At 65.6% G+C, this 22,221-nt stretch carries 22 protein-coding genes; 15 read left to right on the top strand and 7 right to left on the bottom strand.

Features of this window, described 5'->3' with window-relative positions:
* Positions 1 to 2: 2 nt before the first annotated feature.
* Both ileS and CFB50_RS13990 read right to left on the bottom strand, forming a co-directional pair.
* Complete coding sequence (gene ileS / locus CFB50_RS13995) at positions 3 to 2,840, bottom strand: isoleucine--tRNA ligase (RefSeq protein WP_089446269.1); 2,838 nt, start codon at positions 2,838 to 2,840, stop codon at positions 3 to 5.
* A gap of 104 nt (positions 2,841 to 2,944) precedes the next feature.
* The gene (locus CFB50_RS13990) at positions 2,945 to 3,937 is read right to left on the bottom strand and encodes a bifunctional riboflavin kinase/FAD synthetase (protein ID WP_089446268.1); all 993 of its coding nucleotides are present in this window, start codon (positions 3,935 to 3,937) and stop codon (positions 2,945 to 2,947) included.
* 123 nt (positions 3,938 to 4,060) lie between these two features.
* On the opposite strand from CFB50_RS13990, the gene purN reads away from it, so the two are divergent.
* From purN to nadC, 6 genes are all read left to right on the top strand, one after another.
* Positions 4,061 to 4,723 (top strand): phosphoribosylglycinamide formyltransferase, encoded by a 663-nt coding sequence (purN, locus tag CFB50_RS13985; protein WP_089446267.1) that lies wholly within the window; start codon positions 4,061 to 4,063, stop codon positions 4,721 to 4,723.
* Positions 4,720 to 5,985: an RsmB/NOP family class I SAM-dependent RNA methyltransferase gene (locus tag CFB50_RS13980; RefSeq protein WP_089446266.1), complete on the top strand. Its 1,266-nt coding sequence runs from the start codon at positions 4,720 to 4,722 to the stop codon at positions 5,983 to 5,985. The genes purN and CFB50_RS13980 overlap by 4 nt, the downstream gene beginning before the upstream one ends.
* Positions 5,986 to 6,003: 18 nt before the next feature.
* Positions 6,004 to 7,368: a mechanosensitive ion channel family protein gene (locus CFB50_RS13975; RefSeq protein WP_089446265.1), complete on the top strand. Its 1,365-nt coding sequence runs from the start codon at positions 6,004 to 6,006 to the stop codon at positions 7,366 to 7,368.
* Between the two features lie 215 nt (positions 7,369 to 7,583).
* A complete protein-coding gene (locus CFB50_RS13970; RefSeq protein WP_069248656.1) occupies positions 7,584 to 8,777 on the top strand; it encodes a DesA family fatty acid desaturase in 1,194 nt (397 codons plus the stop codon).
* Between the two features lie 341 nt (positions 8,778 to 9,118).
* Positions 9,119 to 10,255 (top strand): quinolinate synthase NadA, encoded by a 1,137-nt coding sequence (gene nadA / locus CFB50_RS13965; protein ID WP_059816346.1) that lies wholly within the window; start codon positions 9,119 to 9,121, stop codon positions 10,253 to 10,255.
* A complete protein-coding gene (gene nadC, locus CFB50_RS13960; protein ID WP_089446264.1) occupies positions 10,252 to 11,136 on the top strand; it encodes a carboxylating nicotinate-nucleotide diphosphorylase in 885 nt (294 codons plus the stop codon). The genes nadA and nadC overlap by 4 nt, the downstream gene beginning before the upstream one ends.
* A 91-nt stretch (positions 11,137 to 11,227) precedes the next feature.
* On the opposite strand, the gene nadB is transcribed toward nadC, so the two are convergent.
* From nadB to radC, 4 genes are all read right to left on the bottom strand, one after another.
* Positions 11,228 to 12,814, bottom strand: a complete 1,587-nt coding sequence (gene nadB / locus CFB50_RS13955; RefSeq protein WP_046544591.1) for an L-aspartate oxidase — start codon at positions 12,812 to 12,814, stop codon at positions 11,228 to 11,230.
* A gap of 160 nt (positions 12,815 to 12,974) precedes the next feature.
* Positions 12,975 to 13,142, bottom strand: coding sequence for a 50S ribosomal protein L33 (gene rpmG / locus CFB50_RS13950; RefSeq protein WP_006478046.1), 168 nt, complete (start codon positions 13,140 to 13,142; stop codon positions 12,975 to 12,977).
* Positions 13,143 to 13,159: 17 nt separating this feature from the next.
* Complete coding sequence (rpmB, locus tag CFB50_RS13945) at positions 13,160 to 13,393, bottom strand: 50S ribosomal protein L28 (RefSeq protein ID WP_004186391.1); 234 nt, start codon at positions 13,391 to 13,393, stop codon at positions 13,160 to 13,162.
* A gap of 237 nt (positions 13,394 to 13,630) precedes the next feature.
* Entirely contained in the window at positions 13,631 to 14,404 is a 774-nt protein-coding gene (gene radC / locus CFB50_RS13940) for a RadC family protein (protein WP_069248655.1), read from the bottom strand.
* Between radC and CFB50_RS39985 the strand changes: the two genes are divergently transcribed.
* The 9 genes from CFB50_RS39985 to CFB50_RS13900 all read left to right on the top strand — a co-directional run bounded on the left by CFB50_RS39985 (position 14,403) and on the right by CFB50_RS13900 (position 21,736).
* Positions 14,403 to 14,528, top strand: a complete 126-nt coding sequence (locus CFB50_RS39985; RefSeq protein WP_256979042.1) for a hypothetical protein — start codon at positions 14,403 to 14,405, stop codon at positions 14,526 to 14,528. The genes radC and CFB50_RS39985 overlap by 2 nt on opposite strands.
* A gap of 11 nt (positions 14,529 to 14,539) precedes the next feature.
* A complete protein-coding gene (locus tag CFB50_RS13935) occupies positions 14,540 to 14,995 on the top strand; it encodes an FKBP-type peptidyl-prolyl cis-trans isomerase (protein ID WP_046544593.1) in 456 nt (151 codons plus the stop codon).
* Positions 14,996 to 14,997: 2 nt separating this feature from the next.
* Positions 14,998 to 15,978 carry a 4-hydroxy-3-methylbut-2-enyl diphosphate reductase gene (gene ispH, locus CFB50_RS13930; protein ID WP_011352949.1) on the top strand — a complete coding sequence of 327 codons (981 nt, stop codon included), beginning with the start codon at positions 14,998 to 15,000 and terminating at the stop codon, positions 15,976 to 15,978.
* 203 nt (positions 15,979 to 16,181) lie between these two features.
* A complete protein-coding gene (locus CFB50_RS13925; RefSeq protein WP_179254191.1) occupies positions 16,182 to 16,925 on the top strand; it encodes an amino acid-binding protein in 744 nt (247 codons plus the stop codon).
* Positions 16,926 to 17,136: 211 nt separating this feature from the next.
* Entirely contained in the window at positions 17,137 to 18,087 is a 951-nt protein-coding gene (locus CFB50_RS13920; protein ID WP_006488946.1) for a branched-chain amino acid ABC transporter permease, read from the top strand.
* 18 nt (positions 18,088 to 18,105) lie between these two features.
* Positions 18,106 to 19,275 (top strand): ABC transporter permease subunit, encoded by a 1,170-nt coding sequence (locus CFB50_RS13915; RefSeq protein WP_069248653.1) that lies wholly within the window; start codon positions 18,106 to 18,108, stop codon positions 19,273 to 19,275.
* Positions 19,276 to 19,298: 23 nt separating this feature from the next.
* The gene (locus CFB50_RS13910) at positions 19,299 to 20,075 is read left to right on the top strand and encodes an ABC transporter ATP-binding protein (RefSeq protein ID WP_069248652.1); all 777 of its coding nucleotides are present in this window, start codon (positions 19,299 to 19,301) and stop codon (positions 20,073 to 20,075) included.
* Positions 20,075 to 20,791, top strand: coding sequence for an ABC transporter ATP-binding protein (locus CFB50_RS13905; protein ID WP_069248651.1), 717 nt, complete (start codon positions 20,075 to 20,077; stop codon positions 20,789 to 20,791). Before CFB50_RS13910 ends, CFB50_RS13905 begins: the two co-directional genes overlap by 1 nt.
* A gap of 273 nt (positions 20,792 to 21,064) precedes the next feature.
* Positions 21,065 to 21,736 (top strand): DUF2278 family protein, encoded by a 672-nt coding sequence (locus CFB50_RS13900; protein ID WP_089446262.1) that lies wholly within the window; start codon positions 21,065 to 21,067, stop codon positions 21,734 to 21,736.
* A gap of 24 nt (positions 21,737 to 21,760) precedes the next feature.
* Here CFB50_RS13900 and CFB50_RS13895 read toward each other — a convergent pair whose 3' ends face one another.
* Positions 21,761 to 22,216 (bottom strand): GNAT family acetyltransferase, encoded by a 456-nt coding sequence (locus CFB50_RS13895; protein ID WP_046544599.1) that lies wholly within the window; start codon positions 22,214 to 22,216, stop codon positions 21,761 to 21,763.
* Positions 22,217 to 22,221: the final 5 nt, after the last annotated feature.

Here is a 22,221-nt window from a genome sequence, read left to right as displayed (position 1 = left end):
AGTTAAGCAGCGCTCCGGATTTCGCCGTTTTCGAACAGGTTGGAGAAGCAGCGGCCGCACAGCGTCGGATGATCGGCATGCGCGCCGACATCTTCACGGTAGTGCCAGCAGCGCTCGCACTTCTGGTACTTCGACGCAGCCACGTCGACGCTTTCCTGCGCTTCGTCGTCGACCTTGACGACCGTCGCGGCCGACGTGATCAGCACGAACTTCAGATCGTCGCCGAGGCTCGTGAGCGCGTCGTAGCGCGCGCCGCTCGCGTGCACCGCGACTTCGGCCTGCAGCGACGAACCGATGCGGTTCGCGGTGCGTGCCTCCTCGAGCGCCTTCGTCACGTTGCCGCGCACCTCGCGCAGCAGCGCCCACTTCTCGATCAGCGCGGCCGAGCCGTCGACTTCCGGATACGCGTAGTAGGTTTCCGTGAAGATCGTGTCGCTGGCCGGCTGGAACACCTTCCACGCTTCTTCCGCCGTGAACGACAGGAACGGTGCGAGCACGCGCAGCAGGCCGTGCGTCAGGTGGTACAGCGCCGTCTGCGCGGAGCGGCGTGCGCGCGAATCGGCCGCGCTCGTGTACAGGCGGTCCTTCAGCACGTCGAGGTAGAAGCCGCCGAGATCTTCCGAGCAGTACGTCTGCAGCTTCGCGACGACCGGGTGGAATTCGTACTTCTCGTAGTGGCCGAGCAGCTCCGTCTGCAGCTGCTGCGAGAACGCGACCGCATAGCGGTCGATCTCGAGCCATTCGTCGACCGGCACGGCGTGCTGCGCGAAGTCGAAGTCTGACAGGTTCGCGAGCAGGAAGCGCAGCGTGTTGCGGATGCGGCGATAGCCTTCGGTCACGCGCTTCAGGATTTCCTCGGAGATCGCGAGCTCGCCCGAGTAGTCGGTCGAGGCGATCCACAGACGGATGATTTCCGCGCCGAGACGGTTCGCGACTTCGTGCGGGTCGATGCCGTTGCCGAGCGACTTGCTCATCTTGCGGCCTTCGCCGTCGACCGTGAAGCCGTGCGTGAGCAGGCCCTTGTACGGCGCGCGGCCGTCGATCATCGACGCCGTGAGCAGCGACGAGTGGAACCAGCCGCGGTGCTGGTCCGAGCCTTCGAGGTAGAGGTCGGCCGGGAACTGCAGCTGATCCTTGTGCGAGCCGCGCAGCACGTGCCAGTGCGTCGTGCCCGAATCGAACCACACGTCGAGCGTGTCGCGGTTCTTTTCGTACAGGTTCGCGTCGTCGCCGATCAGCTCGCGCGGATCGAGCGTCTGCCACGCCTCGATGCCCGACTGCTCGACGCGTTTCGCGACTTCCTCGAGCAGCTCGAGCGTGCGCGGATGCAGCTCGCCGGTTTCCTTGTGCACGAAGAACGCCATCGGCACGCCCCACTGGCGCTGGCGCGACAGCGTCCAGTCGGGACGGTTCGCGATCATGCTGAACAGGCGCTGCTTGCCCCACGACGGGTAGAACGCGGTGGCGTCGATGCCTTCTAGCGCGGTTTCGCGCAGCGTCTTGCCGCCGTCGCGCGGCGTCACGTCCATGCCGGCGAACCACTGCGACGTCGCGCGGTAGATGATCGCCGTCTTGTGGCGCCAGCAGTGCATGTAGCTGTGCTTGTAGTGCTCGCTGCGCAGCAGCGAGCCGGCCGCGTTCAGCGCGTCGACGACCTTCGGGTTTGCGTCCCAGATCGACAGGCCGCCGAACAGCGGCAGCGATTCGATGTAGCGGCCGTCGCCCATCACCGGGTTGATGATGTCCGAGTCGGTCATCCCGTGCGCCTTGCACGACACGAAGTCCTCGATACCGTACGCGGGTGACGAGTGCACGACGCCGGTACCCGTGTCGGTCGTCACGTAGTCGCCGAGGTACACGGGTGCGGTGCGCTTGTAGCCGGGGTGAGCCGACGCGAGCGGGTGGTGGAAGCGCAGGCCCGCGAGCTTCACGCCCGGCGCGGTCGCCACGACGCGGCCGGTCAGCTTGAAGTCGGTCATGCAGGCTTCGACGCGCTCTTCCGCGATGATCAGCAGCCCGCGCTCGGTGTCGACCAGCGCGTAGACGATTTCCGGATGGAGGTTCAGCGCCTGGTTCGCGGGGATCGTCCACGGCGTGGTGGTCCAGATCACGATGCCGCCTTCCGCGCGCGGCAGGGCCGGCAGGCCGAACGCCTGCGCGGTCTTTTCCGGTTCCGCGAACGCGAACATCACGTCGATCGTCGGATCGGTGCGGTCCTTGTACTCGACTTCCGCTTCCGCGAGCGCCGAGCCGCAGTCGAAGCACCAGTTCACCGGCTTCAGCCCGCGATACACGTAGCCCTTCTCGATGATCTTGCCGAGCGCGCGGATCTCTTCCGCCTCGTTGACGAAGTTCATCGTCTTGTACGGGTTGGCCCAGTCGCCGAGCACGCCGAGGCGCTTGAAGCCGACCTTCTGCTTCTCGATCTGCTCGGTCGCGTACGTGCGCGCCTTGCTCATCACGTCGGCCGCCGGCAGCGACTTGCCGAACTGCTTCTCGATCTGGATTTCGATCGGCATCCCGTGGCAATCCCAGCCCGGCACGTACGGCGCGTCGAAGCCGGCCATGTTGCGCGACTTGACGACGATGTCCTTCAGGATCTTGTTGACGGCGTGGCCGAGGTGGATGTCGCCGTTCGCGTACGGCGGGCCGTCGTGCAGGATGAACTTCGGCCGGCCGGCGCTGGCCGCGCGGATCTTCTCGTAGATGCCGCGCTCTTCCCATTCCTTGACCCACTGCGGCTCGCGCTTGGGCAGGTCGCCGCGCATCGGGAACGGCGTGTCGAGCAGGTTGACCGGATACTTGGCCTGCGGTTTCGAATCGGCTTTCTTGTTGCTCATGATGGGATCGCTATCTAAATCTCGGGGGACGCGCGAGCGTCGTGAATCGGGTATGCGCGCGACTGAGCGGCGCGAGGGTGCGGCGCGGGGCGCCGCCGTCCGGATCAGCTAATTCGGTCGGTGGCCGACGTCGCGAAGCCCGTGGCGCGGCTGCCCGGCGCGCGGTCGCGCTCGATGAAGTACGCACGCGCATTCGCGACGTCCAGCGCGATCGCGCGCGACAGCGCCTCGAGATCGTCGAATTTCGCCTCGTCGCGCAGCTTCTGCAGGAATTCGACGCGGATGAGCTTGCCGTACGCGTCGCCGTGCCAGTCGAGCAGGTGGACTTCGAGCAGCACGCGGCCCGAATCGTCGACGGTCGGGCGCAGGCCGAGGCTCGCGACGCCCGGCAGCGGGGCGGGGCCGAGGCCGTGCACCTGCACGACGAAGATGCCCGCGAGCGCCGGCCGCTTGTGTGCGATCGGCAGGTTCAGCGTCGGGAAGCCGAGGTCGCGGCCGAGCTTCAGCCCGTGCGCGACGTGGCCGCTGATCGCATAGCCATGGCCGAGCGCTTGCGCGGCCGCATCGAGATCGCCGGCCGCGAGCGCGGCGCGCACGCCCGAGCTCGAGATGCGTGTGCCGTCGCTGCCGGCCACGGTACCCATCTGCTCGACCTCGAAGCCGTACTGCGCGCCGGCCGCCTGCAGCGTGTCGAAGGTGCCCGCGCGTTTCGCGCCGTAGCAGAAATCGTCGCCGACCATCATCCAGCGCGTGTGCAGCCCGTTCACCAGCGTGCGTTCGACGAACGCCTGCGGCGACTGGCTCGCGAACGTGTGGTTGAAGTGCTCGACGACCACGCGGTCGACGCCGTGATCGCGCAGCGCCTCGAGCTTGTCGCGCAGCATCGCGATGCGCGGCGGCGCGCCGGCCGGGTTGAAGAATTCGCGCGGGTGCGGTTCGAACGTCATCACGCACACGGGCAGGCCGCGCGCGTCCGCTGCCGCGCGCACGCGCGCGAGCAGGGCCTGGTGGCCGCGATGGACACCGTCGAAGTTGCCGATCGTCAGCGCGCACGGGGCGCGGCTCTCGGCGTTGGGCAGGCCGCGGAAGACTTTCACGATAGCGGATGCAGCGTCGGGGAATGGGCGGTGGGATGCCGCAAAGCAGAAGATTATAAACGTTCGGGCGGGCCGGCGGCCGAGAAGGGGGGGAAACGCGGGGGCGAATGGTAAAATTCGCGGATGAAAAAACTCGTGATCCTGATTTCCGGTCGCGGCAGCAACATGGAGGCCATCGTCCGCGCGTGCGCGCAGGAACGCTGGCCGGCCGAAGTTGCGGCCGTGATCGCCAACCGGCCCGACGCGGCCGGCCTGGCATTTGCCGCGTCGCACGGGGTGGCGACGGCGGTGGTCGACCACCGGTCGTTCGACGGCCGCGACAGCTTCGACGCGGCGCTCGCCGCCGAGATCGACCGATTCGCGCCCGATCTCGTGGTCCTCGCCGGCTTCATGCGCATCCTCACGCCCACATTCGTCAGACGATACGAAGGCCGGCTGCTGAACATCCATCCGTCGCTGCTGCCGAGCTTCAAGGGCATCCACACGCACCAGCAGGCGCTCGACGCGGGTGTCGCGCTGCATGGCGCGAGCGTGCACTTCGTGATTCCCGAGCTGGACAGCGGCGCGATCGTCGCGCAGGGTGCGGTGCCCGTGCGCGCGGGCGACGACGCGGCCGCGCTCGCGCAGCGTGTGCTGACGGTCGAGCATGTGCTGTATCCGCGCGCGGTGCGCTGGTTCATCGAGGGGCGCCTGCGCCTCGAGAACGGCCGTGCAGTGGTGGCGCCGGAAGAGGCGCGCTGGATTTTCGCGGATCAACCGCATACCGAAACGAGTGAGGGCGTATGAAACTGCACGGATTCCTGATCGGCCAGACCGAGACTTTGCTGGCCGAGGTGCTGAAGTTCGCCGGCCCCGCCGATGCGACGACGAGCCGGTTCTTCCGCGCGCATCCGAAGCTCGGGCATGCCGAGCGCGGCGTGATCGCCGAGGCCGTGTTCGCGGTGCTGCGCCGCAAGATGGAGTTTTCGCACCTCGCCGAGAGCGGCACGGGCACGCCTGCGCGGCGCCTCACGCTGCTCGGCCTGATGCAGACGGCTGGCCGCAATGCGCTGAAGCCGTTCCTGTCCGACACCGAGTCCGCATGGCTCGAGCACGTGTCGAAGATCGATCCGGCGAGCCTGCCGGTGCGCATCCGCACGAACCTGCCCGACTGGATCCACCAGGCATTGTCGGCCCGTTTCGACGCCGACGAGCTCGCGCAGCTCGCGGCCGCGCTGAACTACCCGGCGCCGCTCGACCTGCGTGCCAATGCGCAGAAGGCCAGCCGTGATCAGGTCATCGACGGGTTGCGCGCGGAAGGCATCGATGCGGGCGCGACGCCGTTCGCGCCGTTCGGCGTGCGCGTGGTCGGCAAGCCGGCGCTGACGCGCCTGAAGCTGTTCGAGGAAGGCGCGATCGAGGTGCAGGACGAAGGCAGCCAGCTGCTGTGCTCGCTGGTCGCGCCGCGCCGCGGCGAGATGGTCGTCGATTTCTGCGCGGGCGCGGGCGGCAAGACGCTCGCGCTGGGCGCGATGATGCGCTCGACCGGGCGCCTCTACGCGTTCGACGTGTCGGAAAAGCGCCTGGCGAAGCTGAAGCCGCGCCTCGCGCGCAGCGGGCTGTCGAACGTGAACCCCGTGCTGATCGACAGCGAACACGACGCGAAGATCAAGCGGCTCGCCGGCAAGATCGACCGCGTGCTGGTCGATGCGCCGTGCAGCGGCCTCGGCACGCTGCGCCGCAATCCGGACCTGAAGTGGCGCCAGACGCGTACCGCGATCGACGAGCTGACGCCGAAGCAGGCGTCAATCCTCGCGAGCGCCGCGCGCCTGGTGAAGAAGGGCGGCCGGCTCGTCTACGCGACCTGCAGCGTGCTCGACGCCGAGAACGAACGCATCGTCGAACAGTTCCTGGCCGACCATCCCGACTTCGTGCTGGTCCCGGCGCAGAAGGTGCTGGACGACCAGCGCATCGAGCTCGAGACGGGCGACTACCTGTCGCTGTGGCCGCACCGTCACGCGACCGACGGCTTCTTCGCCGCGGTGCTCGAACGGCGCGCTGCGCAGTAACGGCGGGCCGGACGGACGATGGAGAATCTGCAGAGCCGCTTGCTGTCGCACCGGCTGGCATCGGTCATCGACGATTTCCACCAGCCGGTGATGATCTGGCAGGCGGCGATCCTCATCGGCGCGCTGTGCTTCGCATGGGTGGCCGCGCGCGTCGTGCACGGCCGGATCGACGCGCGCCGCCGGGCGGCCGGACGTGCGCCCGGCGCGGGCGCGCAAAGCCTGAAGCGCGCGTTGTTCCCGTTGTTCGGCAGCGTGTTCGTGGGCGGCGCGCAGCTCGCGTTCGACCCGTTCATGTCGACGTCGCTGCTGTCGCTCGCGCTCGTGCCGCTGTTCGGCATCGGGCTGATCTACGTGCTGTTCTTCTTTGCGCGGCGCGTATTTGCGCGCGACGGCCACACGCATGCATGGCTGTCGATCGTCGAGAAAATCGTGTCGACCGTCGTGTGGGCCGCGATGGTGCTGACCGTGCTCGGCATTCAGCGTGACGTGCTCGGCTGGCTCGACAGCGTGCAGTTCCGTGTCGCCAATGCGCATCTCACGCTGCTGTCGGTGATCTCCGGCGCGCTGTGGGTGTGCGTGACGCTGATGGTCGCGATGTGGCTCGGCTCGGTGCTCGAGGATCGCCTCACGCGCGCGACCGCGCTCGACGCGAACCTGAAGGTCGTGCTGTCGCGGGTCGGCCGCGCGTTGCTCGTGTTCGCGGCGATCCTGATCGGGCTGTCGCTGGTCGGCATCGACGTGACCGTGCTCGGCGTGTTCGGCGGCGCGGTGGGTGTCGGCCTCGGTTTCGGGCTGCAGAAGATCGCCAGCAACTACGTGTCGGGCTTCATCATCCTGCTCGACCGCTCGCTGCGGCTCGGCGATGCGATCAGCGTCGGCGGCCTGCAAGGCGTCGTCACGCAGATCCGCACGCGCTACACGGTCGTGCGCGGCCTCGACGGCAACGAGACGCTGATCCCGAACGAAAAGCTGATCACCGACGTCGTGCAGAACCAGTCGTCGTACCTGACGCGCGGCTATGCGAAGGTCGCCGTGCAGGTCGCCTACACGAGTGATGTCGAGCAGGCGCTCGCGCTGCTCGCCGATGCGGCCAAGGGTGTGCCGCGCGTGCTGGCCGAGCCCGCGCCGACTCCGTACCTCGTGAGTTTCGGCGCGGACGGGATCGACCTGGAGCTCGGCTTCTGGATCGAGGATTCGGCGAAAGGCACGTCCGGCGTGCGTTCGAGCGTGAACCGCAACATCTGGCGCCTGTTCAGTGAGCACGGGATCTCGATTCCGTTCCCGCAGCGCGAAGTGCGCGTGGTCGGGTTGCCGGACGGGTTTCCCGCGGCGGACGCGGCAGCGGCCAACGGTGCGCTGGACGGGCACGCGCCGGCGGCGTAGCGGGCGCGGGCGGTCATTCGTACCGATCCCGCGGTCGAAACCGGATCGCGGGCCTTTCCCAGTCCGCGCATGGACCGCGCGGATTGCGTCAGGGCAAGAAAATATTCATTTTTTACAAAGACTTGGAACGGTTGAAGTAAAATTCTGGTCTACACGCGGTATGCTTTCATTCTTCTGACGCCAGCGTGGCGTCGCTCTCATCACGGGTAACTGCCTTGTTGAATTCTGTGCTCGATTTTCTTTCCCACGGGCTCCTGCATTTTTCGTGGTGGCAAGTCGCATTGTTCGCGCTCGCCGTCACGCACGTCACGATCATCGGCGTGACCGTCTACCTGCACCGCTGCCAGGCGCACCGCGCACTGGAGCTGCATCCGATCGCGAGCCACTTCTTCCGCTTCTGGCTGTGGATGACCACCGGCATGCTGACCGGCCAGTGGGCGGCGATTCACCGCAAGCACCACGCGAAGTGCGAGACCGAGGAAGATCCGCACAGCCCGCAGACGCGCGGCATCTGGAAGGTATTCCTCGAGGGCGCCGAGCTGTATCGCGCGGAAGCGAAGAACGAAGAGACGATGCGCAAGTTCAGCCACGGCACGCCGAACGACTGGCTCGAGCGCAACGTCTACTCGAAGTACCCGATCCTCGGCATCAGCATGATGATGGTGATCGACGTCGCGCTGTTCGGCGTGCTCGGCCTGACCGTGTGGGCCGTGCAGATGGTCTGGATTCCGTTCTGGGCGGCTGGCGTCGTCAACGGCTTCGGTCACTTCTGGGGCTATCGCAACTTCAACTCGGCCGACGCGAGCACGAACCTGTTCCCGTGGGGCATCGTGATCGGCGGCGAAGAGCTGCATAACAACCACCACACGTTCGCGACGTCGGCGAAGCTGTCGAACAAGTGGTACGAGTTCGACATCGGCTGGATGTACATCCGCATCATGTCGGCATTCGGTCTCGCGAAGGTGAAGAAGGTCGCGCCGACGCCGCGCCTGAACAAGCCGAAGACGGTGCTCGACCAGGAAACGCTGCAGGCCGTGCTGTCGAACCGCTACGAGGTGATGGCGCGCTACGGCAAGGCCGTGAAGCGTGCGTACCGCCAGGAGCTCGCGCACCTGAAGGAAATCGGCGGCGAGAAGTACCAGATGATGCGCGGCGCGCGCAAGTGGTTCCACAAGGACGCCGACGGCCTCGACGAGCCGCAGAAGAAGCTGCTGCCGGAAATCTTCGCGAACAGCCAGAAGCTGCAAACCTATTTCCAGCTGCGCCAGGATCTCGCTGCGATCTGGGATCGTTCGACCGCATCGCGCGAACAGCTTCTCGCGCAATTGCAGGATTGGTGCCATCGCGCAGAACAAAGCGGCATCAAGGCGCTGCAGGAATTCGCGACGCGCCTGCGCCGCTACGCCTGATTCGAAATCGATTAGAATCTAAGGACGTCAAAAACCCCGCGTTGGCGGGGTTTTTTATTTGGTCCGGCAGTTTTTGAACGGTGTTCGGCAGGGCCGGATTGGTATGAGGCTTGGGGCAGCGTGGAAGTGTTGTTCCAGGGCTAGGATCGGAGTGGGCGCCGAAGCGCTAACGCTGATCGACCGCAAAGCATGGGATCAGCGTAAGTGCTGAAGCGCTAACGCTGGTTGACCGCGAAGCATAGGATCAGCGTAAGTGCTGAAGCGCTAACGCTGGTCGACCGCGAAGCATGGGATCAGAGTAAGCGCTAAAGCGCTAACTCTGATCGACAGGAGATATGGAGATGCAATCGACGATCAAACCCGTCGAGTACGACCGGCCCGTTGCAGCAGGGACCGTATGCGGCGTGGGGCAGGCATGGGCCAAGGTGCCCGATGCACCGTCCGCCGAAGAGCGGGCCGCGCTGAAAGCGCGCATCAAGGCATTGCTCGTGCGTGAAAAGGCCGTGCTGGTCGCGCACTACTACGTCGACGCCGAGCTGCAGGAGCTCGCCGACGAAACCGGCGGCTGTGTCGCCGATTCGCTCGAAATGGCCCGCTTCGGCCGTGACCACGACGCGCAGACGCTGGTCGTCGCCGGCGTGCGCTTCATGGGCGAGACCGCGAAGATCCTGAGCCCGAACAAACGCATCCTGATGCCCGATCTCGATGCGACCTGCTCGCTTGACCTCGGCTGCCCCGTCGACGAATTCTCGGCGTTCTGCGATGCACATCCCGACCGTACCGTCGTCGTCTACGCAAATACCAGCGCTGCCGTGAAGGCGCGCGCGGACTGGATGGTCACGTCGTCGATCGGCCTCGAGATCGTGGCCGACCTGCATGCACGCGGCGAGAAGATCATCTGGGCGCCGGATCGCCATCTTGGCAGCTACATCCAGAAGAAAACCGGCGCGGACATGCTGCTGTGGCAAGGCTCGTGCCTCGTTCACGACGAATTCAAGGGCATCGAGCTCGACCTGCTGCGCGCCGAGTATCCGGACGCGAAGGTGCTCGTCCACCCCGAATCGCCGGAAAACGTCGTCGCGCAGGCCGATGTGGTCGGCTCGACCACGCAGCTGATCGATGCGGCGGTCAAGTTCGACGCGACGCACTTCATCGTCGCGACCGATCTCGGCATCCTGCACAAGATGCAGCTTGCGGCGCCCGGCAAGACCTTCATCGCCGCGCCGACGGCCGGCAACAGCGCTACCTGCAAGAGTTGCGCTCACTGCCCGTGGATGGCAATGAACGGCCTCGCGAACCTCGCCGACGTGCTCGAGCGCGGTCACAACGAGATCTTCGTCGATCCCGCGATCGGCGAGCGCGCACGCCTTCCGATCGACCGGATGCTCGATTTCGCGGCCGCGCACAAGAAGCGCGTGCAGGCGAGCGGCGATCTGCAGCGTGACCAGCAACTGTTCGCGAACGTGGGGGCTGCATGACCAGTTCCGCAGTATCCCCGCTGTTCAACATCGTCCGCGAGCAATACGGCACGGCATTCGACGATGCGATCGCGCGCAACGTGGCCGATGCGATCGCGGAAGACGTCGGCACCGGCGACCAGACCGGGCGGCTCGTACCGGCCGGCGGACGTCGCCGTGCACGCATCATCGTGCGCGAGGAAGCCGTGCTGTGCGGCGTGCCGTGGTTCGAGGCCGTGATTGCCCGGATCGATCCGTCGATCGTCGTGCAATGGCGCTATCGCGAAGGTGACCGGATGTCGCCCGATTCGACCGTCTGCGAACTCCAAGGGCCGGCGCGCGCGCTGCTGACGGCCGAGCGCAACGGGCTGAACTTCCTGCAGTTGCTGTCGGGCGTCGCGACCGCGACGCGTCGTTACGTCGATCGCGTCGAAGGCACGCGCGCGAAGATCCTCGATACGCGCAAGACGCTGCCGGGCCTGCGGCTCGCGCAGAAGTACGCGGTGCGTGTCGGCGGCGGCGAGAACCAGCGTCTCGCGTTGTACGACGGTATCCTGATCAAGGAAAACCACATCGCGGCGGCAGGCGGTGTCGGCGAGGCGCTCGACGCGGCATTTGCGCTGGAGTCGGGCGTGCCCGTGCAGGTCGAAGTCGAGACGCTTGCACAACTCGATACGGCGCTCGCACATCGCGCGCAGTCGGTGCTGCTCGACAACTTCACGCTCGACATGATGCGTGAAGCGGTGCGTGTGGCGAACGGCAAGGCCGTGCTCGAAGTGTCGGGCGGCGTCAATTTCGAGACAGTGCGTGCGTTCGCGGAAACGGGGGTCGACCGTATCTCGATCGGCGCGCTGACGAAGGACGTGCGCGCGACGGACTATTCGATGCGGATCGTCGACTGACCGAACGCGTTCGATCAGACAAAAAAGCCGTTGGCGCGCAAACGCCAACGGCTTTTTTCCTGTGCGACCGCAGCCGGGAAGGGCGTGCCGCTCAGCGACGCGCGCGCGGCGTGAGCACGCTCGGCAGCGCCTTCGGCAGCGAGTTCGGCCAGTCGCGGCTGTAGTGCAGCCCGCGGCTTTCGCGGCGCGAGTGCGCGCTCTTCACGATCAGCGTCGCCACGTCGACGAGGTTGCGCAGTTCGAGCAGGTCGCGCGTCACGCGGAAGTTCGCGTAGTACTCCTGGATCTCGTCACGCAGCAGCGACAGCCGGTGCTTCGCGCGTTCGAGGCGCTTGTCGGTGCGCACGATGCCGACGTAGTTCCACATCAGGCGGCGCAGCTCGTCCCAGTTGTGCGCAACGACGACTTCCTCGTCCGCATCCGATACGCGGCTTTCATCCCATGCGGGTAGCGTGGCCGGCGTTTCGGCATCGAAGCCGGCTGCCTCGATCGCTTCGGCCGCGGCACGACCGATCACGAGACATTCGAGCAGCGAGTTGCTCGCGAGCCGGTTCGCGCCGTGAAGCCCCGTGTACGACGTTTCGCCGACCGCATACAGGCCCGCGAGATCGGTGCGCCCGGCGAGATCGGTGACGACGCCGCCGCACGTGTAGTGTGCGGCTGGCACGACGGGAATCGGCTCTTTCGCGATGTCGATGCCGAATTCGAGGCAGCGCGCGTGGATCGTCGGGAAGTGTTCGCGCAGGAACGCTTCCGGCTGGTGGCTGATGTCGAGATACACGCAGTCGATCCCGCGCTTCTTGATCTCGAAGTCGATCGCGCGCGCAACGATGTCGCGCGGCGCGAGTTCGGCGCGCGGATCGTGTGCGGGCATGAAGCGCGTGCCGTCGGGCAGCTTCAACAGGCCGCCTTCGCCGCGCACGGCTTCGGAAATCAGGAACGACTTCGCGTACGGATGGAACAGGCAGGTCGGGTGGAACTGGATGAATTCCATGTTCGACACGCGGCAGCCCGCACGCCACGCCATCGCGATGCCGTCGCCGGTCGCGGTGTCGGGGTTCGTCGTGTACAGGTAGACCTTGCCGGCGCCGCCCGTTGCGAGCACCGTATGCGGCGCCTCGATCGTGATCGTGCGGTCGTTGTCGACGTCGAGCGCGTACAGGCCGTGACAGCGGCGGCCGGGCAGGCCGAGCCGGTCCGACGTGATCAGGTCGATCGCGTGGTGGTTTTCGAAGAACGTGATGTTCGGATGCTGGCGCGCACGCGCCGACAGCGTGGCGAGCACCGCATGGCCGGTCGCGTCGGCCGCGTGGATGATCCGGCGGTGGCTGTGGCCGCCTTCACGCGTGAGATGGAAGCCGAGCTCGGCCGCGTCGTCCTTCGTGAACGGCACGCCCTGCGAGATCAGCCATTCGATTGCTTCGCGGCCGTGCTCGACGATATAGCGCGTCGCGCCTTCGTCGCACAAGCCGCCACCGGCGACCAGCGTGTCGTCGACGTGGTTCTCGATGCTGTCCGCCGAATCGAGGACTGCCGCGATGCCGCCTTGCGCGTTATCGCTCGCGCCCTCCATCATCGACCGTTTCGCGATCAGCGCGACACGTCGCGTGCTGGCCAGGTTGAGTGCGACCGACAGCCCTGCCAGGCCGCTGCCGACGATCGCCACGTCGAATTTCATGCTGCATCTCCATCGTTACGCTTTTGATCTTGTGCGTTCCGGCGGCCGTGGCCGCGGAAAGGGGAGAGCATACCGCGTCGCGCCGGAGCGTGCGCGCAAAACAAAAAGCCCCGCATGTGCGGGGCTTTTCGGTCGCCGTCAGGCTGGCAGAAACCGGAGATTACTTGATCTTGGTTTCTTTGTATTCCACATGCTTGCGGACGACGGGATCGAACTTCTTGATCGCCATCTTTTCCGGCATGTTGCGCTTGTTCTTCGTGGTCGTGTAGAAGTGACCCGTACCAGCGGTCGACTCAAGCTTGATCTTGTCGCGTGCGCCTTTTGCCATGATTGTGCTCCTTGGGCTTAGGCTTCGCCGCGTGCGCGCAGGTCAGCGAGCACGGAATCGATGCCGTTCTTGTCGATCAGGCGCAGGCCGGCGTTCGAGACGCGCAGGCGCACCCAGCGGTTTTCGCTCTCAACCCAGAACCGGCGGTTTTGCAGGTTCGGCAGGAAGCGACGCTTGGTCTTGTTGTTGGCGTGGGAAACGTTGTTGCCGCTCATCGGCGCTTTCCCAGTTACTTGGCATACGCGTGCCATGAGAGCACTCCTAATACGCTAAATTCGGGGTTCGATCGCCGATGAAGGTTCCATCGTACCGCCACGTGATCCATGGCTGCACTCAGAACGCCGAAGCCCTTACAGACAAGGCCCTTCGATGGCTAGAACTGGTTGGAAAAAAGACAGACGGCGATTCTAGCAGAAAAAGTTCAGAAAAATCAAACCTAATTTCGCATCACCGTTGCGGCGCCCTTGGGCGGGCCGCAACCGCACAGTCTACATCCAACCGGCCCGTGCGAACGAAAAAGTATCACTGGTGCCGATCACGACGTGATCGAGCAGCCTGACATCGACGAGCGCGAGCGCGTCGTGCAGCACGCGGGTCAGGCGGCGATCTTCCGCGCTCGGCTGCACCGCGCCCGACGGATGATTGTGGGCGACGATCAGGGCCGCGGCGTTGTATGCCATCGCGCGGCGCACGATCTCGCGCGGGTAGACGGCCATGCGCGTCAGCGAGCCGCGGGTGATTTCCTCCATGTCGATCAGGCCGTGGCGCGCGTCGAGGTAGACCGCGGCGAACACTTCGTACGGACGCGCGCCGATCTTCAGCCGCAGATAGTCCTCGACCGCGCTGGGTGAATCGATCGGCTTCTTCTCGTGCGCTTTCTCCTTCAGCATGCGACGCGCGATCTCGATGACGGCAACCAGCCGCGCGGAGCGCGCGGGGCCGATGCCGGGGTGCGCCTCGAAATCGTCGGTGGTCGCCTCGAGCAGTCCGTGCAACGACTTGAACTGCTTGACCAGTGCGCGGGCGGTGGTGAACACGTCGTGCCCGGGCTTGCCCGTGCCGAGCAGCAGGGCGACCAGTTCGTCGTCGGTCAGCGCCGCCGGCCCGCGCTCCAGCAATCGCTCGCGTGGCCGCTCGGGCCGCCAGCCGCGCAGGCGGCGCTTGCGCCGGTGGATCGGGATGACGCGGCCGGGCGGATCGGCCGGCAGATCGGTGCTGTCGCGGCATTCGACGGACGGCAAGGCTGGGCAGGGTGACAGCATGCTTGAAACTCCATTGGCGGCGGGCGGTGTGCGCGACGTCGTCGCACTTTCCGCCTTGCGCGCTCAGGTGACTTACAATATTGGTTTTGCGCCGGGCCGTTCGGCCGTATCGGGCGCCGACTGAACGAGTAATTCATGAGCCTCATCGATCTATCCGAAGTGAAGCCCGGTTCCCACGTCACGTTGCATTACCGGCTGGCACTGGCCGACGGCGCCGATATCGTCAACACCTTCACCGACAAGCCGGCCACGCTGCTGCTCGGCGCGGGGCAACTGGCGCCGTCGCTGGAACAGATTCTGATCGGCCTCAGGGTCGGCGACCATTCGACTTTTCAGCTAGCCCCCGAGCAGGGGTTCGGTCCCCGCAATCCCGACATGCTCCAGCGCGTGACGCTGTCGACGCTGCGCGAGAACGGGATGGTCGGCGACGATTTCACGCCGGGCGAACTGATCGAGTTCAACGCACCGGACGGCGGCCGATACGCGGGGGTGCTGAAGGAAGTCAGCGAAACCTCGGCACTGTTCGACTTCAATCATCCGCTCGCGGGCCAAGCGCTCACGTTCGAAGTGAAAATCATCGGAATCCTGTAATCATGAGCACCACCGATACACTGTCCGGGCAGACCGTCGCCGCCGATGCCGAAATCCTGCTGGCCCAGCCGCGCGGTTTCTGCGCGGGCGTTGATCGCGCGATCGAGATCGTCGAGCGCGCCATCGCGATGCACGGTGCGCCGATCTACGTCCGTCACGAGATCGTCCACAACAAGTACGTGGTCGAGGATCTGAAGAAGAAAGGCGCGATCTTCGTCGAGGAACTCGAGGAAGTGCCGGCCGGCAATACCGTGATCTTCAGCGCGCACGGCGTGTCGAAGGCCGTGCGCGACGAGGCCGACGTGCGCGGGTTGCGCATTTACGACGCAACCTGCCCGCTCGTCACGAAGGTGCACGTCGAAGTGGCGAAGATGCGCCAGGACGGCGTCGACATCGTCATGATCGGGCACAAGGGCCATCCGGAAGTCGAAGGCACGATGGGGCAGGTCGAGCGCGGCATGCATCTCGTCGAGAGCGTCGAGGACGTGCAGAAGCTCGAGCTCGCCGATCCCGAACGCATCGCGCTCGTCACGCAGACGACGCTGTCCGTCGACGACGCAGCGGAGATCATCGGCGCGTTGAAGGCCAAGTATCCGAAGATCCGCGAGCCGAAGAAGCAGGACATCTGCTACGCGACGCAGAACCGCCAGGACGCCGTGAAGTTCATGGCGCCGCAGTGCGATGTCGTGATCGTCGTCGGCAGCCCGAACAGCTCGAATTCGAGCCGCCTGCGTGAAGTGGCCGAGAAGCGCGGCGTGGACGCGTACATGGTCGATGCACCCGACCAGATCGATCCGGCATGGGTCGCAGGCAAGCGTCGCATCGGCGTGACGGCCGGCGCGTCGGCCCCCGAAGTGCTCGCCCAGGCCGTGATCGCGCGACTGCGCGAACTCGGTGTGCGCAATGTGCGCGCGCTCGACGGCATCGAGGAAAACGTGTCGTTTCCGCTGCCGCGCGGGTTGAACCTGCCGCCCGCTGCCTGATTGCCGCATCGCACCTGCGGAACACCGAAGCGCGCCTTGCGGCGCGCTTTTTTTTGCCTGTCGAAATCGCAATCGCAACCATTATTCGGATCAATTGTGCAACCAGGTTGCTCTGCGCGCTTCCAAGCGTCTCTCAAAATTGGTTGCAATGCAGGAAAACCCCATCGAATCAGGATTATTGGCGTCCTATAAATGGAGTTACAATGCGCCCGTTTTCAGGCCTGAATGGCTTTGAAATCGGATTTTGGCAAGGCGCGGGAGACCACTCAATGCATGTGAAGTTGGCTTACGCCATGTCCGTCGCCGCACCGGTTGCAATGCTTGCCGGCTGCAGCAAAAAGAGCGACGACGAGGCGGGGAGGGAGGCTGCGGCGTTCGCGGCACCGCCGGCCAGCGGCGTGCGCGTCGCCGGAACCGGTCGTGCGGCACCGATCGTGGGCCGCACCGCGCAATTGGGCAAGGACAAGGAAAACGGGGCACGTTTGGCGATCGAGGAAATCAACGCGCTTGGCCTGGCGAACGGCCAGGCAGCGGGCACGCAGGTTGCAGCACAGCAGGCCGCCGGTCGTGGCGTGACAGCGACCGTGCGCGCCGATCGACGCAGGCCGGCCAGGGTGCCCGGCGATGCGGGCAGCGTGCCGATGTCGCCGGTCCCCTTTCATTTCGATTCGACGAAACAGCGCGTTGCCGCGAGCAATGATGTCGCGGCGCGCGGTCTGGTTCGTACGATGGATTCCGACGCAGTCCTGACGAATGTCGGGCGCGGCGTTCGCGGTGCCTTGCGAGGCAGCGTGGCACGGAATCCGATCCGCCCGGGTGCGGGGCTTGCCTCGCACCGGACGGGAAAAGGCACGGATGCCGGGCAACCGGACGATGGCCGTCTCGGCATGCTGCCCTACGACTTCAAGGAGGCCACGAACACCGTCCTCGATGTCGTGACGATTTAGCGACGGGACTCATGACGGCACCGGAACAGTGCGGTGCCGTTTTTGTATCCGCTCCGGCGGCAGGTCCGGCCGTACAGGCCGGGCGGCGCGCGCCGGGACGATCCACCCTTACCGGTATCGACTAGTACCCGCAGTGTCGCCGAGAAGGCGCGATTCCTCGCTTACCCGCGGGGCGCAACGTCCTCCGGCAGCACGGGCCAAGGAGCTTTAAATGGATATTTTCGTCCAGCAGGTTCTCAACGGGCTGGTGCTCGGCAGTGTCTACGCCATCATCGCGTTGGGCTACACGATGGTGTACGGCATTCTCGGCATCATCAACTTCGCGCATGGCGACGTGCTGATGATCGGCGCGATGGTCGCCCTGTCGGCCATCACCGTGCTGCAGAACCATTTCCCCGGACTCGGCAACGTCGCGACGCTGACGATCGGCCTGGGCATCGCCGCAGTCGTCTGTGCATTCGTCGGCTTCACGATCGAACGGGTCGCCTACCGGCCGCTGCGTCGCGCACCGCGCCTCGCCCCGCTGATTACCGCGATCGGCGTGTCGATCCTGCTGCAGACCGCCGCGATGATCATCTGGTCGCGCAACCCGCTGCCGTTCCCGCAATTGCTGCCGACCGATCCGATCAACGTGATCAAGGCCACCGATACGACGCCCGGCGCCGTGATCTCGGTGACTGAAATCGTGATCATCGCGGTCGCGTTCATCGTGATGGGCGGCCTGCTGCTGCTCGTGCACAAGACCAAGCTCGGCCGCGCGATGCGCGCGATCGCCGAAAGCCCGAACACCGCGAGCCTGATGGGCGTGAACCCGAACTTCGTGATCTCCGCGACGTTCATGATCGGCTCCGCGCTCGCCGCACTGGCCGGCGTGATGATCGCATCCGAATACGGCAACGTGCACTTCTACATGGGCTTCATCCCCGGCATGAAGGCATTCACCGCTGCGGTGCTGGGCGGGATCGGCAACCTCGGCGGTGCGATGGTCGGCGGCGTGCTGCTCGGCCTGATCGAGCAGCTCGGGGCCGGCTACATCGGCAACCTCACGGGCGGCGTATTCGGCAGTAACTACCAGGACGTGTTCGCCTTCATCGTGCTGATCATCGTGCTGGTGTTCCGTCCGTCCGGCCTGCTGGGTGAACGTGTCGCGGATCGCGCGTAACGGAAGGGAGCAAACAACATGACATCCATTCAACCGATCGAATCCTCGACGTCGCTCGTCGAAGAGCGCAACACCACCAAGACCGTCATCATCGGCCTCCTGACCGCGGTCTTCGTGATCGCGGCGCCGATCATCATCGGCTCGGCCGGCGGCAACTACTGGGTCCGCGTGCTCGACTTCGCGATGCTGTACGTGATGCTCGCGCTGGGCCTGAACGTGGTGGTCGGCTTCGCCGGCCTGCTCGACCTGGGTTACATCGCGTTCTACGCGGTGGGCGCGTACACCGCGGCATTGTTGAGCTCGCCGCACCTGACCTCGCAGTTCGAGTGGATCGCGGCGCTCGCGCCGAACGGGTTGCACATCCCGTTCCTGATCATCGTGCCGATCGCGATGGCGCTGGCGGCGACCTTCGGGATCCTGCTCGGCGCGCCGACGCTGCGCCTGCGCGGCGACTACCTGGCGATCGTGACGCTCGGTTTCGGTGAAATCGTCCGGATCTTCATGAACAACCTCGACCGTCCGGTGAACATCACCAACGGCCCGAAGGGGATCACGGGCATCGATCCGGTGCACGTCGGCGACTTCAGCCTCGCGCAGACGCACTCGCTGTTCGGGATCCAGCTGCCGTCGGTCTACATGTACTACTACCTGTTCGTGCTGTGCTCGCTGCTGGTGATCTGGGTGTGTACGCGCCTGCAGCACTCGCGTATCGGCCGCGCATGGGCAGCGATCCGTGAAGACGAGATCGCGGCGAAGGCGATGGGCATCAACACCCGCAACGTGAAGCTGCTCGCATTCGCGATGGGCGCGTCGTTCGGCGGCCTGTCGGGTGCGATGTTCGGTTCGTTCCAGGGCTTCGTGTCGCCGGAATCGTTCACGTTCTGGGAATCGATCGTCGTGCTGGCCTGCGTGGTGCTTGGCGGCATGGGCCACATCCCGGGCGTGATCCTGGGCGCGGTGCTGCTCGCGATCTTCCCGGAATTCCTGCGCTCGACGATGAGCCCGCTGCAGCACGCGCTGTTCGGTCATGACATCGTCGATACGGAAGTGATCCGTCAGGCGCTGTACGGCCTCGCGATGGTCGTCATCATGCTGTATCGCTCGGAAGGCCTGTGGCCCGCGCCGAAGCATGAGGACAAGATCGCGAAACTGGCGAAGCGCGCCAGCAAGAAGCCGGTGCGCGCTTAACCTACGGACGAGGGGATACACACATGAGCGACAAACAAATCCGACTGTCCGTGCAGGGCGTGAACAAACGCTTCGGCGGCCTGCAGGCGCTGTCCGACGTCGGTCTGCAGATCAGGGAAGGCGAGATCTACGGCCTGATCGGCCCGAACGGCGCCGGCAAGACGACGTTCTTCAACGTGATCACGGGCCTCTACACGCCGGACTCCGGCGAGTTCAAGCTCGACGGCACGGAATACAAGCCGACCGCGGTGCATCAGGTCGCGAAGACGGGCATCGCGCGCACGTTCCAGAACATCCGCCTGTTCGGCGGGATGACGGCCCTCGAGAACGTGATGGTGGGCCGCCACGTGCGTACCAAGCACGGGCTGCTCGGCGCGGTGTTCCAGACGCCGGCCGAACGCCAGGAGGAGCGCGAGATCAAGGAACGCGCGATCGAGCTGCTCGAATACGTCGGCGTGCTGCAGTACGCGGACTATACGTCGCGCAACCTGTCGTACGGCCACCAGCGCCGTCTCGAGATCGCGCGCGCGCTGGCCACCGACCCGAAGCTGCTCGCGCTCGACGAGCCGGCGGCCGGGATGAACGCGACCGAGAAGGTCGAACTCACGCGCCTGCTCGACAAGATCCGCTCGGACGGCCGCACGATTCTCCTGATCGAGCACGACGTGAAGCTCGTGATGGGGCTGTGCAACCGGATGACGGTGCTCGATTACGGCAAGGTGATCGCCGAAGGTCTGCCGCAGGACGTGCAGAAGAATCCGAAGGTGATTGAGGCATATCTCGGCGCAGGGGTGCACTGATGGCAGCGGCAATGTTGAAAATCAAGGGCTTGCAGGTCAACTACGGCGGCATCCAGGCCGTCAAGGGCGTTGACATGGAAGTCCGTCAGGGCGAGCTCGTGACGCTGATCGGCGCGAACGGCGCAGGCAAGACCACGACGATGAAGGCGATCACGGGTCTCAAGGCGTATTCGGCAGGCGACATCGAGTACGAAGGCAAGTCGATCAAGGGCATCCCGTCGCACGAGCTGCTCAAGCGCGGCCTCGCGATGGTGCCGGAAGGCCGCGGGATCTTCGCGCGGATGTCGATCGTCGAGAACATGCAGATGGGCGCGTACCTGCGCAACGACAACGAGCAGATCAAGAAGGACGTCGACCGCATGTTCGGCTTCTTCCCGCGCCTGAAGGAGCGGGCGACGCAGCTCGCGGGCACGCTGTCGGGCGGCGAGCAGCAGATGCTGGCGATGTCGCGCGCGATTCTCTCGAAGCCGAAGTTGCTGCTGCTCGACGAACCGTCGATGGGCCTGTCGCCGATCATGGTCGAGAAGATCTTCGAAGTGGTGCGTGAAATCTCGAAGGAGGGCATCACGGTGCTGCTCGTCGAGCAGAACGCGCGCCTCGCGCTGCAGGCGGCCGACCGTGGCTACGTGATGGACTCGGGCACGGTCACGATGGAAGGCGATGCGAAGCAGATGCTCGACGATCCGAAGGTGCGTGCCGCGTACCTGGGTGAATGAGTGAGTGAATGAGCGGGCCCGGTGGCGCGCGACGGCAGAGGCCGGCCGCGTCGCACACGGGCTTTCGAAAGGCTGTCACGGGATGCCGTGACAGCCTTTTTTTTCGTGTCATGCGATTCCGGTCGAACTTGTTCGTGCGGGCGCGACTCCATTCGACTGTTGCGCCGCGCACGCGGCGCGGGAACGATGGGGCGGCCGCCCGTTGCCGGTCGCCTGCCAACCGTCACACGGGTCGCGTAGCATCGGCGGCCCATCGGGACACGGAGAGCACGCATGAGTCTGGACTACGGTTTCGTGAAGGCGAAGGTGACATCGGTGGCGAAGCTGAAAGGCTCGCCGCACGGCAGCGAGATCCAGTATCACATCCACCTGACGCTGGCGTTGCCCGGCGGCGACTGGGACGTCGCGATCAACGTCGGCACCAACGACGCGGACGACCTGCTGAACTACAAGCTCGTCTACGATTTCCACCACCCGATCACGCAGACGCTCGAGGCCGCCGCCGAAGGCTATACGGACCTGACGGGGCAGGCGGCATTGCCCGCGCTCGACTATCTGCGCAGCGACATCCTGAACGAAACGGGCGCATGGCGCCCGAGCGCCGTGATGGACGGCACGGAGAATCAGGAGCCGATCCCGTCGCTGCTGCGGCTGGTGAACGCCGCGCAGTCGCAGGGGCTCGACGTCGTCGTGTTCGGCCGTTCGTATTCGGAAGGCAACGGCATCCACGACACGCACATGAACCAGGGCTCGACCGGCTCGAACTACCTGCACCGCGCGGGCGACGACCACAACGATCACAACGACATCTGGCAGGACGGCGCGCTGATCGTGCGCGTGAGCGATACCCAGTGGGCCGCGTATTTCGCCGCGTTCGAGCAGCAGGCCGTGCCGACCGACGCGCTCGGCAATCCGCTGCCGGGCGCGGGGCCGATCACGCGCTGACGTGGCGGGCTGCCGGCCTCTGCTTCACGCGGCCGGCAGCGTCTTGCCGAACGAGATGCGTTCCTCGACGCGATAGCCGAGCGCCGCGTAGAAGCGGCACGCATCGTCGTTGCCAGGCAGCACCTGCAGGTTGATCTTCAGGCAGCCGCGCGCGGCGAGCGCGCGTTCCGCATGCGCGATCAGCGCGCGGCCGATGCCGAGCCGGCGTGCGTCGTTCGATACGCCGAACGAGTAGAGCCAGCCGCGATGCCCGTCGAAACCCGCCATCAGCGTGCCGACCACGCGCGCGCCGCTGGTCGCGACGAAGAACAGTTCCGGCTGCGTCGCGAGCTTCAGCTCGATCGATCGCAGCGGATCTCGGTGCGGCGGCGCATCCGCGTCTTCATACTGCGGGAACGCGTCGCGCCATACCGCGAGCACGGCATCGGTGTCGGCGCGTTCGAACGGGCGGATTGCAACAGCATCGGCGGCGGCATCCATCGGCG

Source organism: Burkholderia sp. AU33423 (genome assembly GCF_002223135.1).
GTDB classification, from domain to species: Bacteria; Pseudomonadota; Gammaproteobacteria; order Burkholderiales; family Burkholderiaceae; genus Burkholderia; species Burkholderia lata_D.
This window is presented reverse-complemented; position numbering and strand designations above follow the sequence as displayed.

Bases quoted from the DNA above. Each gene is read 5' to 3' on its own strand.
- CFB50_RS13975 (WP_089446265.1), top strand. From the start codon at position 6,004: ATGGAGAATCTGCAGAGCCGCTTGCTGTCGCACCGGCTGGCATCGGTC.
- ileS (WP_089446269.1), bottom strand. From the start codon at position 2,840: ATGAGCAACAAGAAAGCCGATTCGAAACCGCAGGCCAAGTATCCGGTC.
- purN (WP_089446267.1), top strand. From the start codon at position 4,061: ATGAAAAAACTCGTGATCCTGATTTCCGGTCGCGGCAGCAACATGGAG.
- CFB50_RS13925 (WP_179254191.1), top strand. From the start codon at position 16,182: ATGCGCCCGTTTTCAGGCCTGAATGGCTTTGAAATCGGATTTTGGCAA.
- CFB50_RS13920 (WP_006488946.1), top strand. From the start codon at position 17,137: ATGGATATTTTCGTCCAGCAGGTTCTCAACGGGCTGGTGCTCGGCAGT.
- nadB (WP_046544591.1), bottom strand. From the start codon at position 12,814: ATGAAATTCGACGTGGCGATCGTCGGCAGCGGCCTGGCAGGGCTGTCG.
- radC (WP_069248655.1), bottom strand. From the start codon at position 14,404: ATGCTGTCACCCTGCCCAGCCTTGCCGTCCGTCGAATGCCGCGACAGC.
- CFB50_RS13915 (WP_069248653.1), top strand. From the start codon at position 18,106: ATGACATCCATTCAACCGATCGAATCCTCGACGTCGCTCGTCGAAGAG.
- CFB50_RS39985 (WP_256979042.1), top strand. From the start codon at position 14,403: ATGCTTGAAACTCCATTGGCGGCGGGCGGTGTGCGCGACGTCGTCGCA.
- rpmG (WP_006478046.1), bottom strand. From the start codon at position 13,142: ATGGCAAAAGGCGCACGCGACAAGATCAAGCTTGAGTCGACCGCTGGT.
- CFB50_RS13905 (WP_069248651.1), top strand. From the start codon at position 20,075: ATGGCAGCGGCAATGTTGAAAATCAAGGGCTTGCAGGTCAACTACGGC.
- rpmB (WP_004186391.1), bottom strand. From the start codon at position 13,393: ATGGCACGCGTATGCCAAGTAACTGGGAAAGCGCCGATGAGCGGCAAC.
- nadC (WP_089446264.1), top strand. From the start codon at position 10,252: ATGACCAGTTCCGCAGTATCCCCGCTGTTCAACATCGTCCGCGAGCAA.
- CFB50_RS13980 (WP_089446266.1), top strand. From the start codon at position 4,720: ATGAAACTGCACGGATTCCTGATCGGCCAGACCGAGACTTTGCTGGCC.
- CFB50_RS13935 (WP_046544593.1), top strand. From the start codon at position 14,540: ATGAGCCTCATCGATCTATCCGAAGTGAAGCCCGGTTCCCACGTCACG.
- nadA (WP_059816346.1), top strand. From the start codon at position 9,119: ATGCAATCGACGATCAAACCCGTCGAGTACGACCGGCCCGTTGCAGCA.
- ispH (WP_011352949.1), top strand. From the start codon at position 14,998: ATGAGCACCACCGATACACTGTCCGGGCAGACCGTCGCCGCCGATGCC.
- CFB50_RS13900 (WP_089446262.1), top strand. From the start codon at position 21,065: ATGAGTCTGGACTACGGTTTCGTGAAGGCGAAGGTGACATCGGTGGCG.
- CFB50_RS13895 (WP_046544599.1), bottom strand. From the start codon at position 22,216: ATGGATGCCGCCGCCGATGCTGTTGCAATCCGCCCGTTCGAACGCGCC.
- CFB50_RS13910 (WP_069248652.1), top strand. From the start codon at position 19,299: ATGAGCGACAAACAAATCCGACTGTCCGTGCAGGGCGTGAACAAACGC.